Source organism: Pseudomonas sp. 67(2021) (assembly GCF_017491835.1).
Taxonomy (GTDB): domain Bacteria; phylum Pseudomonadota; class Gammaproteobacteria; order Pseudomonadales; family Pseudomonadaceae; genus Aquipseudomonas; species Aquipseudomonas atacamensis.
The window spans coordinates 95647-110537 of the sequence record NZ_JAFGYL010000017.1 but is presented as its reverse complement, the minus strand read 5'-3'; the positions used below and the strand labels follow the sequence as shown (position 1 = coordinate 110537).

Annotated in this window: 13 protein-coding genes and 1 pseudogene; 7 read left to right on the top strand and 7 right to left on the bottom strand. The window is 60.2% G+C overall.

Annotated features, from left to right (window positions below; translation table 11 throughout):
- Positions 1-10: 10 nt before the first annotated feature.
- The 4 genes from frr to rpsB all read right to left on the bottom strand — a co-directional run bounded on the left by frr (position 11) and on the right by rpsB (position 3309).
- On the bottom strand, positions 11-568 hold the full coding sequence (gene frr / locus J5M66_RS20100; protein ID WP_007954771.1) for a ribosome recycling factor: 558 nt from the start codon (positions 566-568) through the stop codon (positions 11-13).
- The gene (gene pyrH / locus J5M66_RS20095) at positions 565-1308 is read right to left on the bottom strand and encodes a UMP kinase (protein ID WP_003222124.1); all 744 of its coding nucleotides are present in this window, start codon (positions 1306-1308) and stop codon (positions 565-567) included. The genes frr and pyrH overlap by 4 nt, the downstream gene beginning before the upstream one ends.
- A gap of 208 nt (positions 1309-1516) precedes the next feature.
- Complete coding sequence (tsf, locus tag J5M66_RS20090) at positions 1517-2380, bottom strand: translation elongation factor Ts (RefSeq protein WP_016771476.1); 864 nt, start codon at positions 2378-2380, stop codon at positions 1517-1519.
- 191 nt (positions 2381-2571) lie between these two features.
- Complete coding sequence (gene rpsB / locus J5M66_RS20085; protein WP_003222119.1) at positions 2572-3309, bottom strand: 30S ribosomal protein S2; 738 nt, start codon at positions 3307-3309, stop codon at positions 2572-2574.
- Between the two features lie 373 nt (positions 3310-3682).
- On the opposite strand from rpsB, the gene map reads away from it, so the two are divergent.
- The 3 genes from map to dapC all read left to right on the top strand — a co-directional run bounded on the left by map (position 3683) and on the right by dapC (position 8630).
- Positions 3683-4465, top strand: coding sequence for a type I methionyl aminopeptidase (gene map / locus J5M66_RS20080; protein ID WP_016771477.1), 783 nt, complete (start codon positions 3683-3685; stop codon positions 4463-4465).
- Positions 4466-4505: 40 nt separating this feature from the next.
- Positions 4506-7208, top strand: coding sequence for a [protein-PII] uridylyltransferase (locus J5M66_RS20075; protein WP_016771478.1), 2703 nt, complete (start codon positions 4506-4508; stop codon positions 7206-7208).
- A 222-nt stretch (positions 7209-7430) separates the two neighbouring features.
- Complete coding sequence (gene dapC / locus J5M66_RS20070) at positions 7431-8630, top strand: succinyldiaminopimelate transaminase (RefSeq protein ID WP_122610704.1); 1200 nt, start codon at positions 7431-7433, stop codon at positions 8628-8630.
- Positions 8631-8675: 45 nt separating this feature from the next.
- Here dapC and J5M66_RS20065 read toward each other — a convergent pair whose 3' ends face one another.
- Positions 8676-10307: a Na+/H+ antiporter gene (locus tag J5M66_RS20065; protein ID WP_206420990.1), complete on the bottom strand. Its 1632-nt coding sequence runs from the start codon at positions 10305-10307 to the stop codon at positions 8676-8678.
- A gap of 106 nt (positions 10308-10413) precedes the next feature.
- Positions 10414-10500, bottom strand: a pseudogene (locus tag J5M66_RS27240) (metal ABC transporter ATP-binding protein); the annotation flags it as partial.
- A gap of 99 nt (positions 10501-10599) precedes the next feature.
- Here J5M66_RS27240 and J5M66_RS20060 point away from each other — a divergent pair.
- The 4 genes from J5M66_RS20060 (at position 10600) to J5M66_RS20045 (ending at position 13761) form a co-directional block, all read left to right on the top strand.
- Entirely contained in the window at positions 10600-10962 is a 363-nt protein-coding gene (locus J5M66_RS20060) for an ArsC family reductase (protein ID WP_110600145.1), read from the top strand.
- Between the two features lie 31 nt (positions 10963-10993).
- Positions 10994-12028 (top strand): 2,3,4,5-tetrahydropyridine-2,6-dicarboxylate N-succinyltransferase, encoded by a 1035-nt coding sequence (gene dapD / locus J5M66_RS20055; RefSeq protein ID WP_003222105.1) that lies wholly within the window; start codon positions 10994-10996, stop codon positions 12026-12028.
- A gap of 126 nt (positions 12029-12154) precedes the next feature.
- On the top strand, positions 12155-13360 hold the full coding sequence (locus J5M66_RS20050) for a cysteine desulfurase (protein ID WP_207808995.1): 1206 nt from the start codon (positions 12155-12157) through the stop codon (positions 13358-13360).
- On the top strand, positions 13357-13761 hold the full coding sequence (locus tag J5M66_RS20045) for a SufE family protein (RefSeq protein ID WP_207808997.1): 405 nt from the start codon (positions 13357-13359) through the stop codon (positions 13759-13761). The genes J5M66_RS20050 and J5M66_RS20045 overlap by 4 nt, the downstream gene beginning before the upstream one ends.
- 125 nt (positions 13762-13886) lie before the next feature.
- Here J5M66_RS20045 and tcdA read toward each other — a convergent pair whose 3' ends face one another.
- Positions 13887-14705 (bottom strand): tRNA cyclic N6-threonylcarbamoyladenosine(37) synthase TcdA, encoded by an 819-nt coding sequence (tcdA, locus tag J5M66_RS20040; RefSeq protein WP_207808999.1) that lies wholly within the window; start codon positions 14703-14705, stop codon positions 13887-13889.
- Positions 14706-14891 lie beyond the last annotated feature (186 nt).

Genomic DNA, 14891 nt, shown 5'->3' with positions numbered 1-14891 from the left:
AGCTCGACCCTTATACGGCCATCAGGTCTTTTTCTTTCTCGTCCGTGGCCTTGGTGATCTGGGCCTCGGATTCTTTGGTCAGTTTGTCGATATCGGCGATGGCACGACGCTCTTCGTCTTCGCTGATTTCCTTGTCCTTGACCAGTTTTTTCAGCTCGCCCAAGGCATCGCGACGGATGTTGCGCACGGCTACGCGCGCGTCTTCGGCTGCGCTGCGTGCCTGCTTGGTGAAGCCTTTGCGCGTTTCCTCGGTAAGGGCAGGCATCGGGATCAACAGCAACTCGCCCAGGTTGGTCGGGTTGAGGTTCAGACCGGCGCTCTGGATTGCCTTGTCGACGGCAGCGAGCATGTTGCGCTCGAAGGCCACGACCTGCAGGGTGCGCGAATCTTTCACGGTGACGTTGGCAACGCCGCTCAGCGGAGTGTCAGTGCCGTAGTAAGGCACCATGACGCTGCCGAGGATGCTCGGGTGAGCCTTGCCGGTACGAATCTGGCCGAACGCGTGGTTCAGAGATTCCAGGGATTTCTGCATACGCGCTTGGGCGTCTTTCTTGATTTCGTTGATCATTGTTGGCCTTCCTCGATCAAAGTCCCTTCAGCGCCGCCGTGCACAATGTTCAGCAGGGCGCCGGGCTTGTTCATGTTGAATACGCGCAGCGGCATCTTGTGATCGCGGCACAGGCAGATGGCAGTCAGATCCATTACACCCAGCTTGCGATCCAGTACTTCATCATAAGTCAGATGATCGAACTTCTCGGCATGCGGGTCTTTGAACGGGTCTGCGGTGTACACGCCATCAACCTTGGTGGCCTTGAGCACAACGTCGGCGTCGATTTCGATTGCACGCAGGCAGGCTGCCGAATCCGTGGTGAAGAACGGATTGCCGGTACCGGCCGCGAAGATCACGACGTCCTTGGAGTTCAGGTGACGCATGGCTTTGCGGCGATCGTAGTGATCGGTCACACCGACCATCGAAATGGCCGACATGACGATGGCCGAGATATTGGCACGTTCCAGCGCATCGCGCATGGCCAGGGCGTTCATCACAGTGGCCAGCATGCCCATGTGGTCGCCCGTGACCCGATCCATACCGGCCTTGCTCAGGGCTTCGCCACGGAACAGGTTGCCACCGCCGATCACCAGACCGACCTGCACGCCGATGCCGACCAGTTGACCGACTTCCAGCGCCATGCGATCCAGCACCTTCGGATCGATCCCGAACTCTTCCGAGCCCATCAGGGCCTCGCCGCTAAGCTTGAGTAGAATGCGTTTATAGCGAGCCTGATAACCACTGCCCTGCTGAGCCATTGCGAATCTCTCCTGCGGCGTATTTAAAATTCTTTGCGAGCTGTTTACAGCTGGCGTTCACTCTAGCTTGGCGCTGCTGCAGCGCCATCGGAACATGGCTTTGTAAGTCAGTTCCGGGTGGAAACCAAATAAAAAATTGGTACCCCATCTGAAAAGAGGCTGCGCGCGTTAGCGGGCAGCCTCTTTCGGGCGACAGTTGAAAACCGTCTTATTGCTTGGCGGCAGCCAGCTGGGCAGCAACTTCTTCAGCGAAGTTGTCGACCGGCTTCTCGATGCCTTCGCCTACTTTGAAGTAAGTGAAGGAAACGATTTCAGCACCGGCTTTCTTGGCCAGCTCGCCGACCTTGACTTCAGGGTTCTTGACGAACGCCTGCTCGACCAGGCTCGCTTCTGCCAGGAACTTGCTGATACGGCCCTTGACCATGTTCTCAACAATGTTTTCTGGCTTGCCTTTGATCTTTTCTTCGTTCAGCTGCAGGAACACAGCTTTCTCACGCTCGATCGCTTCGTCGGAGACTTGCGAAGGCAGCAGGAACTCAGGGTTGCTTGCAGCAACGTGCATAGCGATGTCTTTGGCCAGCTCGACGTCACCGCCTTTCAGGACAACAGCAACACCGATCTTGTTACCGTGCAGGTAAGTGCCGACAACGTCACCTTCCACGCGTACCAGACGACGGATGTTGACGTTCTCGCCGACTTTGGCAACCAGAGCTTCACGAGCCGATTCCTGAGCGGCGATCAGCGGAGCTGCGTCGGTCAGTTTTTCGTCGAAAGCTTTTTCTACGCTGGCAGCAACGAAGTTCTTGAAGTCGTCTTGCAGGGCCAGGAAGTCGGTCTGCGAGTTGACTTCCAGCAGCACGGCTGCCTTGTCATTCGATTTGATGGCGATTGCGCCTTCAGCGGCAACGTTGCCAGCTTTTTTCGCAGCCTTGATGGCGCCCGAAGCACGCATGTCATCAATGGCTTTTTCGATGTCGCCGTCAGCCTTTTCCAGGGCTTTCTTGCAATCCATCATGCCTTCGCCGGTACGCTCGCGCAGTTCTTTGACCAACGCTGCAGTAATTGCTGCCATTTTCAAATTCCTCTTGGATAGGTTTTCAACCATTCCACCCGATCGAACGGGCGTTCAATTCTTCCCGAACCACCCATGTTGGCTGCCGCACATGACAAATAAAGACGTGGGCGCCGACAAATGGTTTTCGAGGTGGCAAAAAGGGGGCCAAGCCCCCTTTTTGCTTACTGAGTCAACGCCAGGGGCGTCGATTACTCAGCTGCAGCCTGAGTTTCTTCAGCTGCGAATTCTACAGTACCGCCAGCAACGTTGTTGCGGCCGCGGATAACTGCGTCAGCCATCGAACCCATGTACAGCTGGATAGCGCGGATGGCGTCATCGTTGCCTGGGATGATGTAGTCAACGCCTTCCGGGCTGCTGTTGGTATCGACAACGCCGATGACCGGGATGCCCAGCTTGTTGGCTTCGGTGATCGCGATGCGCTCGTGGTCAACGTCGATCACGAACAGTGCGTCTGGCAGACCGCCCATGTCCTTGATGCCGCCCAGCGAACGATCCAGCTTCTCAAGATCACGGGAGCGCATCAGCGCTTCTTTCTTGGTCAGCTTGGCGAAAGTACCGTCTTCGGCTTGAACTTCAAGGTCACGCAGACGCTTGATGGAAGCACGAATGGTTTTGAAGTTGGTCAGCATGCCGCCCAACCAGCGGTGATCGACGTACGGCGAGCCGCAACGTGCTGCTTCTTCAGCAACGATCTTGCCAGCGGAACGCTTGGTGCCGACGAACAGAATCTTGTTTTTGCCCTGGGCCAGACGCTCTACGAAAGTCAGAGCTTCGTTGAACATTGGCAGGGTTTTTTCAAGGTTGATGATGTGAATCTTGTTACGCGCGCCGAAAATGTACTTGCCCATTTTCGGATTCCAGTAACGGGTTTGGTGACCGAAGTGCACACCGGCCTTCAGCATATCGCGCATGTTGACTTGGGACATGATAGTTCCTTGATAAGTCGGGTTTGGCCTCCACGTATCCCAATGACCAACCAGAGGCATAAAGCCCAAGGCACCCAGGTCATCGTGTCGACACGTGTGTGGATTTAAGCTTTTCGGGGCATCCCCGGAAAGCGGCGCATTTTATACCACAGGGTGCGCAGAAACGGAACCCGGAATCTGTATTCGCACCAGGGACACGGGCGCAGCCCCCTTGGAATCGGCTCGATGGGCACCATTGTATAGATAGAAGCTGGACATGCAGGCGCGGATTTGCGCCTCCCGTCTGGTAGAATCGCGTTTTTCAGGGTCGCAAAATGTACGCTTGCCACCCAATTCGTATCCGTAAGCGCCGCCGAGCGCAGAGAGAGCCTGTATGACCGTCAACCTCAAAACCCCCGAGGACATCGCTGGCATGCGTGTCGCCGGCAAACTGGCCGCCGATGTGCTGGAAATGATTGCCGAACATGTCAAACCGGGCGTGACCACCGATCAGCTCAACCAGATTTGCCACGACTACATCGTCAATGTGCAGCAGGCCATCCCTGCCCCGCTCAACTACAAGGGCTACCCGAAGTCGATCTGCACTTCGATCAACCATGTGGTCTGCCACGGCATCCCTAACGACAAGCCGCTGAAAAACGGCGACACCCTGAACATCGACGTCACGGTGATCAAAGACGGCTACCACGGTGATACCAGCCGCATGTTCCACGTCGGCGAAGTGCCGGTCTGGGCCGAGCGTCTGTCGCAGGTCACCCAGGAATGCATGTACAAGGCGATCGAGATCGTCAAACCTGGCTGCCGCCTCGGCGACATCGGCGAAGTCATCCAGAAGCACGCGGAAAAGAACGGTTTCTCGGTGGTGCGCGAGTTCTGCGGTCACGGCATCGGCAAGGTCTTTCACGAAGAACCGCAGATTCTGCACTACGGTCGCGCCGGCACCGGCATGGAACTGAAGGCCGGTATGACCTTCACCATCGAGCCGATGATCAACCAGGGCAAGGCCGACACCAAGGTTCTGGGCGACGGCTGGACCGCGATCACCAAAGACCGCAAGCTCTCGGCCCAGTGGGAACACACCCTGCTGGTCACCGACACCGGCTACGAGATCTTCACCTTGCGCAGCGATGACACCATCCCGCGTGTCTCGGCCTGACACCCAGAACGCTCCCAGCCTATAGAAGGAAAGCCAATCGATGCCGCAGGTGGATCCCGAACTCTTCGACCGCGGCCAGTTCCAGGCTGAACTGGCCCTCAAAGCGAGTCCTATCGCGGCGTTCAAGAAGGCGATCCGCCAGGCCCGCGAGGTCCTCGACACGCGTTTTCGCAATGGCCGCGACATCCGCCGGCTGATTGAGGACCGCGCCTGGTTTGTCGACAATATCCTGCAAAAGGCCTGGGAGCAGTTCAACTGGAGCGAAGACGCCGACATCGCTCTGGTGGCGGTGGGCGGCTACGGTCGCGGCGAACTGCACCCCTACTCTGATATCGATCTGCTGATTCTGCTCGACAGTGCCGACCACGAAGTTTTCCGCGATTCCATCGAGCGTTTTCTGACGCTGCTGTGGGACATCGGTCTGGAGGTCGGCCAGAGCGTGCGCTCGGTCGACGAATGCGCAGAAGAGGCCCGCGCCGACCTTACTGTGGTCACCAACCTGATGGAAAGCCGCACCATCTGCGGCCCCGAGCGTCTGCGCCAGCGCATGCTCGACGTCACCAGCACCGCGCACATGTGGCCGGCCAAGGAGTTCTTCCTGGCCAAGCGTGCAGAACAGAAAGCACGTCACCACAAATACAACGACACCGAGTACAACCTCGAACCAAACGTCAAAGGCTCGCCCGGTGGCCTGCGCGATATTCAGACGATCCTCTGGGTCGCCCGCCGTCAGTACGGCACCCTGAACCTGCGCGCCCTCGCTGGCGAAGGCTTTCTGGTCGAAAGCGAAAACGCCCTGCTCGCCTCCTCCCAGGAATTCCTCTGGAAAGTGCGCTACGCCCTGCACATGCTCGCCGGCCGCTCCGAAGACCGCTTGCTGTTCGATCATCAGCGCACCATTGCCGGCCTGCTCGGCTTTGAAGGAGACGACGCCAAACAGGCGGTCGAAAACTTCATGCAGCAGTACTTCCGCACCGTGATGAGCATCGCCCAACTGAGCGATCTGATCATCCAGCACTTCGAGGAAGTCATCCTCGCCCCGGAAGACGAAGCACCGCCGCAACCGATCAATTCGCGCTTCCAGTTGCATGACGGTTACATCGAAGCGCGCAATGACAACGTGTTCCGCCGCACGCCGTTCGCCATGCTGGAAATTTTCGTGCTGATGGCCCAGCAGCCGGAAATCAAAGGCGTGCGCGCCGACACCATTCGTCTGCTGCGCGAACATCGGCACCTGATCGATGACAATTTCCGCAACGATATCCGCAACACCAGCCTGTTCATCGAGCTGTTCAAGTGCAAGATCGGCATCCACCGCAATCTGCGGCGGATGAACCGTTACGGCATTCTCGGGCGCTACCTGCCGGAGTTCGGTTTTATCGTCGGGCAGATGCAGCACGACCTGTTCCACATTTATACGGTCGATGCGCACACGCTGAATCTGATCAAGCACCTGCGCAAACTGCAGTACACCCAGGTCTCGGAGAAATTTCCGCTGGCCGCCAAGCTCATGGCCAAGCTGCCCAAACCTGAACTGATCTACATGGCTGGTCTGTACCACGACATCGGCAAGGGCCGGCACGGCGATCACTCGGAGATCGGCGCGGTCGATGCCGAGGCGTTCTGCCAGCGTCACCAGTTGCCGGTGTGGGACAGCCGCCTGATCGTCTGGCTGGTGCAGAACCACCTGGTGATGTCCACCACTGCGCAGCGCAAGGATCTGTCCGACCCGCAGGTGATCCACGATTTCGCCCAGGCGGTCGGCGACGAAACCCGCCTAGACTACCTCTACGTGCTGACCGTGGCCGATATCAACGCGACCAACCCGACGCTGTGGAACTCATGGCGCGCCAGCCTGCTGCGCCAGCTCTATACCGAGACCAAGCGCGCCCTGCGCCGGGGCCTGGAAAACCCGGTGGATCGCGAAGAGCAGATTCGCCAGACACAAAGCGCGGCGCTGGACATTCTGGTGCGCGGCGGCACCGACCCGGACGACGTCGAGCAGCTGTGGGCGCAATTGGGCGATGACTATTTCCTGCGCCACACCGCCGGCGATGTCGCCTGGCACAGCGATGCGATCCTGCAGCAACCGGTGGATGGCGGGCCGCTGGTGCTGATCAAGGAAACCACCCAGCGCGAGTTTGAAGGCGGCACGCAGATCTTCATTTATGCACCGGACCAGCATGACTTCTTCGCCGTGACCGTGGCGGCGATGGACCAGCTCAACCTGAACATTCACGACGCCCGGGTCATCACCTCGAGCAGCCAGTTCACTCTCGACACCTACATCGTGCTCGACAACGAAGGCGAATCGATCGGCGACAATCCTGCGCGGATCAAGCAGATCCGCGAAGGCCTCACCGAGGCACTGCGCAACCCGGACGACTACCCAACGATCATCCAGCGCAGGGTGCCGCGTCAGCTCAAGCATTTTGCCTTTGCGCCGCAGGTCACCATTCACAACGACGCCCAGCGTCCGGTGACCGTGCTGGAGCTGACCGCGCCCGACCGGCCGGGCCTGCTGGCGCGGGTCGGGGGGATTTTCCTCGAGTTCGACCTGTCGCTGCAGAACGCCAAGATTGCGACCCTGGGCGAGCGCGTGGAAGACGTGTTCTTCATCACCGACGCGCACAACCAGCCGCTGTCCGATCCGCTGCTGTGCAGCCGTTTGCAGGATGCGATCGTCGAACAGCTGAGCGTCAATCAGGAACCGGATATCAAACTTTCGCGGATCAGTATCTGAATCACCCGTTTATCCCTGTGAATGCAGCCCATGCTTTCCTCCGGTACATACAATCCCCTGTGGCGAGGGGATTTATCCCCGTTCGGCTGCGAAGCAGTCGTAAAACCTGTGTATGCGGACATTCAGTTGAACCGCAGTGAATGGTTTTGCGGCCGCTGCGCAGCCCAACGGGGATAAATCCCCTCGCCACAGAAAGCTCTTGAGCATTTAAAAGAGGCCCCCATGAACAACGCTTTGAACCAGCTCCAGCCGTACCCGTTCGAAAAGCTCCGCGCCCTGCTCGGCAGCGTTACGCCGAACCCGGACAAACGCCCGATCGCCCTGTCGATCGGCGAGCCGAAACACCGTTCGCCGAGCTTTGTCGCCGAAGCGCTGGCGAACAGTCTGGATCAGATGGCGGTGTACCCGACCACCCTCGGCATCCCGACCCTGCGCGAAGCCATCGCCGGATGGTGCGAGCGTCGTTTTGGCGTGCCGAACGGCTGGATCGATCCGGCGCGCAATGTGCTACCGGTCAACGGCACCCGTGAAGCGCTGTTCGCCTTCACCCAGACCGTGGTCAATCGGGGCGACGATGCGCTGGTGGTCAGCCCGAACCCGTTCTATCAGATCTACGAAGGTGCGGCGTTCCTCGCCGGGGCCAAGCCGCATTACCTGCCATGCCTGGATGAAAACGGCTTCAACCCGGACTTCGACGCAGTAGCACCGGATATCTGGCAGCGCTGCCAGATTCTGTTCCTGTGCTCGCCGGGCAACCCGACCGGCGCGCTGATTCCGGTTGAGACCCTGAAGAAGCTGATCGCCCTGGCTGATCAGTACGACTTCGTGATTGCCGCCGACGAGTGCTACAGCGAACTGTACTTCGACGAACAGACTCCGCCGCCAGGCCTGCTCAGCGCCTGCGTCGAACTGGGCCGCAATGACTTCAAGCGCTGCGTGGTCTTTCACAGCCTGTCCAAGCGCTCCAACCTTCCGGGCTTGCGCTCAGGCTTTGTTGCCGGCGATGCCGACATCCTCAAGGGCTTCCTGCTCTATCGCACTTACCATGGCTGCGCGATGCCGGTACAGACTCAACTGGCCAGCGTTGCCGCGTGGAATGACGAAGTGCATGTGCGCGCCAACCGTGCGCTGTACCGCGAGAAGTTCGATGCGGTGCTGAACATCCTCAGCCCGGTCATGGACGTACAGCGCCCGGATGGCAGCTTCTATCTGTGGCCGAATGTGCAGGGCGATGATGCGGCGTTCTGCCGTGATCTGTTCGAGCAGGAGCATGTGACCGTGGTGCCGGGCTCGTACCTGTCTCGCGATGTCGATGGCGTCAATCCGGGGGCGGGCCGCGTGCGCATGGCGCTGGTTGCGCCGTTGGCTGAATGCGTCGAAGCCGCCGAACGGATTCGTGACTTCATCACCCGCCAGAAGTGATTGCGGAGCGCTTGCGGCAGTCCCCTGCTGCAAGCGCTCAAGCGGTTATTTGACCTGGCCCAGATTGGCCTCGCTCAAATCCAGTTCCCCGAGCACTTCTCGCAACACGTCATCACCGATCTGGTGATGACGGCTCAGACTGTAAAGCTCAAGACGCTGCGCACGCAGTGCTTTCAAACGCAGGCGACGCTCAAGCAGATCCATCTGGAATGCCAGCGCCTGAGCCTCGGCGGAATCATTGAACACATCAAGTTGATACCGATATTCGGACATGATCCGCGCCTTGAGCTCCGCCGCCAGCGCCGCTTGAGCGGCATCCTGCGGGACCACTTCTTCGCTTTCCAGCGAGTGAATCGCCGCTTCGGCCGTCTTGCGCCAGGCGTCGCGCACTTCCTGACGACGCTTGTCGTCGGGACTTTTGTCGATGCCGCGCAGCAGCAAGGGCAGCGCGATACAGGCCGAGACCAGCGACAGCAGAATCACCCCGGCAGCAATGAAGATCAGCAAGTCGCGCTCAGGAAAAGCCTCGGCGCCGATCAGCATCGGCACCGACATCACGCCTGCCAGCGTCACTGCCCCGCGCACACCGCCCACCGTCAGCAACCAGCATGAACGCGCCGTCGGCACTTGGGTCAGCTCGCCCTTGCCGCGCAGTCGGCGCAGCAACACCGACAAGCGCCAGATACTTTGCACCCAGATGAAGCGCAGCAGCACCAGCGCGACGAAGATCGCCAACACATCGAGGCAGCGATAGAACAGCGTCGGCCACAGCGTCGGCTCATGGCTGACCACCGCCTTGATGATGTCTGGCAATTGCAGGCCAAGCAGCAGGAAGATCAAGCCATTGAACGCAAATTCGAGCAGCGCCCAAACGCTGCGATTAAGCAATCGCGTGCTGGTCTGGCGCGGCAGCAGGTCGAGCCAGCTTTGCATCATCCCCGCCGCCACCGCCGAAAGAATGCCCGAAGCGCCCAGACGTTCAGCCAGTACATAAGCGGCGAACGGCAGCAGCAACATGAACACCACATGCGTGGCCGGATCGTCCCAGCCACGGGCGATCATCCACGCGCGCAGGCGTCCGACCAGCCAGCTCAACGCCACACCGACCGCCAGACCACCGAGCGCGACCGCGACGAAGGTCAGACTGGCATTGGTCAACGAAAACACGCCCGTGACCGCTGCAGCGAGGGCGAACTTGAAGGTCACCAGGCCTGAGGCATCGTTCATCAGGGCCTCGCCCTGGAGGATATGCATCAGCGGCGTGGGGAGACGGTTCTGCGAAATCGCTGAAACCGCCACGGCGTCCGTCGGTGACAAAACCGCTGCAAGGGCGAAGGCCACCGGCAGCGGAATCGTCGGCAACAGCCAATGAATGAAATAACCGGCACCGACTACGGTGAACAGAACAAGGCCGACGGCCAGGGTCAGGATCGGTCCACGCAATTGCCAGAAGGCGCGTTTGGGCATGCGCCAGCCATCGGAAAACAGCAGCGGCGGCAGGAACAGAAACAGGAACAATTCGGGATCGAGGGCGACGTGCAGGCCAAGCGTCGGCCAGGCGAGCAAGGCACCGGCAGCAATTTGCACCAGCGGCAACGGCAGCGGGATGACCCGCCCGACCAGTCGGGAGACGCTGACCAGCATCAGCAGGATCAGGACGGTGTAAGCAGTTTGCATAAAACCAGAATCTCAGGCGATCGACAGCGTTGAACTGCCATATTAGCGCCTTAGGCTGTGGCTGACCGTTGCACCTATGTCGCACGGCCAGACGCCGGACTAAATGTGGGAGCGAGCTTGCTCGCGAATGCGGTGTGTCATTCAGCACAGAAATTGACTGACAGGCCCCCTTCGCGAGCAAGCTCGCTCCCACAGGTTTTACAGCGTTACGACAACCGTGGCCGACGAAACCGTCCGGTCATGGCATAATCCGTCACCATTTTTTTCCAGCACCTGTAAAGGGGGCGATTCCTTGGCCGTTTCAAGTAAAACGTTGCACCTTTTCGGCATCAAGGCGTGCGACACCATGAAAAAGGCGCGCACCTGGCTCGATGAACACGCTGTCAGCTATGACTTTCACGATTACAAGACCGCCGGCATTGACCGTGAGCACCTGAGCCAATGGTGCGACGAGCACGGCTGGCAAACCGTGCTGAACCGCGCCGGCACGACCTTTCGCAAACTCGACGACGAACGCAAAGCCGATCTCGACCAGGCGAAAGCTATCGAACTGATGCTCGCACAACCCTCGATGATCAAGCGCCCGGTGCTCGATCTCGGTGACCGAACCCTGATTGGCTTCAAGCCAGATATCTACGCGGCCGCTCTGAAGTAAGCAGCCCGTCACTCTTTGTAGAGGTATTCACATGTCCAATTCCCTGTTCAGCATCGCCTTTGGTGTCGGCACCCAGAACCGTCAAGGCGCATGGCTGGAAGTGTTCTACGCCCAGCCACTGCTCAACCCTTCGGCCGAACTGGTCGCGGCTGTTGCGCCGATCCTCGGTTACACCGAAGGCAACCAGGCCATCACCTTCACCACCGCCCAGGCTGCGCAACTGGCTGAAGCCGTGAAAGGCATCGACGCCGTGCAAGGCAAGCTGCTGACCCGCCTGGCCGAAAGCCACAAGCCGCTGGTCGCCACGCTGCTGGCCGAAGATGCGCAACTGACCTCCACGCCTGAGGCCTACCTCAAGCTGCATCTGCTCTCGCACCGTCTGGTCAAGCCGCACGGCGTGAGCCTGGCCGGTATCTTCCCGCTGCTGCCAAACGTGGCGTGGACCAGCCAGGGCGCGATCGACCTGAGCGAACTGGCGGAAATGCAACTCGAAGCACGCCTGCGCGGCGAGCTGCTGGAAGTGTTCTCGGTGGACAAGTTCCCGAAAATGACCGACTACGTGGTACCGGCCGGCGTGCGTATCGCTGATGCTGCACGTCTGCGTCTGGGCGCCTATGTCGGCGAAGGCACCACTGTCATGCACGAAGGTTTCATCAACTTCAACGCCGGCACCGAAGGCCCGGGCATGATCGAAGGCCGCGTTTCCGCTGGCGTTTTCGTCGGCAAGGGTTCGGACCTGGGCGGCGGTTGCTCGACCATGGGCACCCTGTCGGGCGGTGGCAACATCGTGATCAAGGTCGGCGAAGGCTGCCTGATCGGCGCCAACGCCGGTATCGGTATTCCGTTGGGCGACCGCAACACTGTGGAGTCGGGCCTGTACGTGACCGCCGGCACCAAGGTTGCGCTGCTGGACGAGCACAACAATCTGGTCAAGGTTGTGAAGGCGCGTGAGCTGGCTGGTCAGACTGATCTGCTGTTCCGTCGCAACTCGGAAACCGGTGCTGTGGAATGCAAGACCCACAAATCGGCGATCGAACTGAACGAAGCGCTGCACGCTCACAACTAAGCGCTGTAGGCCTGTGGGAGCGAGCTTGCTCGCGAAGCTTCTGGCGTCCTCAAGGACGCTTTCGCGAGCAGGCTCGCTCCCGCAAGGCTTGGCGTACACCCCGCCCAATTTCACAGGGCTGAACCCATGATGATCCCCTCCCCCTGGCGCGCCGATTTCCCGGCCATCGCCGCGCTGCAACGGCAAGACCAGACCTATCTGGACAGCGCCGCCACCACGCAAAAACCCCAGGCCCTGCTCGACGCGCTGACGCATTACTACGCCAACGGCGCGGCCAATGTGCATCGTGCGCAACACCTGCCCGGTGCCCACGCGACGCAAGCGTTCGAAGACAGTCGGCGCAAGGTTGGCCAATGGCTGAATGCCGGTGACAGCGGGCAAATCATCTTTACCCACGGCGCCACCAGCGCGCTGAATCTGCTGGCTTATGGTCTGGAGCCTCTGTTTCAGCCGGGCGATGAGATTGTCATCAGCGCTCTGGAGCATCACGCCAACCTGCTGCCGTGGCAGCAACTGGCGCAACGCCGTCAGCTGAAACTGGTGATCCTGCCGCTGGATGCCGACGGCCTGATCGACCTCGGCGCTGCCGTGCATCTGATCGGCCCGCGCACGCGTTTGTTGGCGGTCAGCCAGTTGTCCAATGTCCTCGGCGCCTGGCAGCCACTGACCGCTTTGCTGGGCATGGCCAAGGCGCACAACGCGCTGACCGTGGTCGATGGCGCGCAAGGTGTGGTGCACGGTCGGCACGATGTACAGGCGCTGGGTTGCGACTTCTATGTATTTTCCAGCCACAAGCTCTACGGCCCGGATGGCCTCGGCGTGCTGTTCGGGCGCAACGCTGCGCTGGAGCAATTGCAGCATTGGCAGTTCGGCGGCGAGATGGTGCTCGACGCCAACTATCAGGATTCGCGCTTCCGCCCGGCGCCGTTGGGGTTCGAGGCAGGCACACCGCCGATCGCCAGCGTCATCGGCCTCGGAGCGACCCTCGACTACTTGGCCGGTTTGGATCAGGACGCCGTATCTGCCCATGAAGCGGCGCTGCACGACTATCTGCTGCGCGGCCTCGCCGCACGCAATGGCATTCGCCTGCTCGGCAAGCCGCAACTGGCGCTGGCCAGTTTTGTCGTCGAAGGCGTGCACAACGCTGATCTGGCGCACCTGCTCACCGAACAAGGCATTGCCGTGCGCGCGGGGCATCACTGCGCCATGCCATTGATGAAAAGCTTCGAACTGGCCGGCGCGATTCGCGTGTCGCTGGCGCTGTATAACGGTTCGGAAGATCTGGAGCGCTTTTTCGAGGCGCTGGATCAGGCGCTGGAGATGTTGCGATGAGCCTGCCGGTTGAAGCGGCTGAGGCGCTGCAGATCTTTCAGAATGCGGCTGGCTGGGAACAGCGGGCGCGGTTGCTGATGCAGTTCGGCGATCGCTTGCCGGCGCTGGATGACGCGCAAAAGTGCGAGGCCAACCGGGTGCATGGCTGTGAGAGTCAGGTGTGGCTGGTCGGGGATTTGCGCGACGGACACTGGCAGTTCAAGGCAAGCAGCGATGCGCGGATGATTCGCGGGTTGGTGGCGTTGTTGCTGTTGCGGGTCAACGGCTTGTCGGCAGTGGAGCTGCAGCAGGTGGATTTGCCGGAGTGGTTCAATCAGCTGGGGTTGTCGCGGCAGTTGTCGCCTTCGCGCAGCAATGGCCTGAATGCGGTGCTCCAGCGGATGAATGAGTTGGCTCGCTGACTGATCGTTCCCACGCTCTGTGTGGGAATGCCTCAACGGACGCTCCGCGTTCGGCTCTGGATGGGACGCGGAGCGTCCCGGGCTGCATTACCACGCGGAGCGTGGGAACGATCAAAGCCGCAGCATCAAATCTGAGGTTTGACCCGGTCTGCCGGGCGCCGTACACCAGCGACAATCTTGTCCACAGCCTTGGTCGCCGCGACCATGCCAAACGTCGCCGTGACCATCATCACCGCGCCAAACCCGCCGGCGCAGTCGAGCTTCACGCCGTCGCCGACAAAACTCTTCTGCAGACAAATGCTGCCGTCCGGTTTCGGGTAGCGCAGCTGTTCGGTGGAAAACACACACGGCACGCTGTAGTGACGGGTCACGGTGCGGGAGAAGCCGTAGTCACGGCGTAAGGTCGAACGGACTTTCGAGGCAAGCGGATCGTTGAAGGTGCGGTTCAGATCGCAGACCTGAATCAGCGTCGGATCGATCTGCCCGCCCGCCCCGCCGGTGGTGATGATCTGAATCTTGCGGCGTTTGCACCAGGCGATCAGCGCCGCTTTGGCATTGACCGCATCGATGCAGTCGATCACGCAGTCGATGTCCGGCGTAATGTATTCAGCCATTGTGTCGCGGGTGACGAAATCGGCCACGGCGTGCACCGTGCAATCGGGGTTGATCCCGCGCAGACGCTCGGCCATCACCTCGACCTTGGGTTTGCCGACGGTGCTGTCCAGCGCATGCAACTGGCGGTTGGCATTGCTGACGCAGACGTCGTCGAGGTCGAACAGCGAAATCTCGCCAACCCCGCAACGGGCCATGGCTTCCGCCGCCCAGGAACCGACGCCACCAACGCCGACGATCGCCACATGGGCGGCGCGCAAGCGTTCCAGGCCCTCGATGCCATACAAACGGGCGATGCCTGCAAACCGCGGATCTTCTGTACTCATGACCATTACCCCAAAAACCGGCGCGCATTATAGGGCTACGCAGCGACAAGTTTTAAGCTGCAAGCGACAAGTGTAAGAACTTAAGTCAGAGACGGCTGCCCAACGTCAGGCATTTTCCCGTCAGTTGTACGGCTGGTTAACCGCCGGTGTAGGATGCGCGCCCCTCGGGCGTCTATCCGACCGATCCTTCGT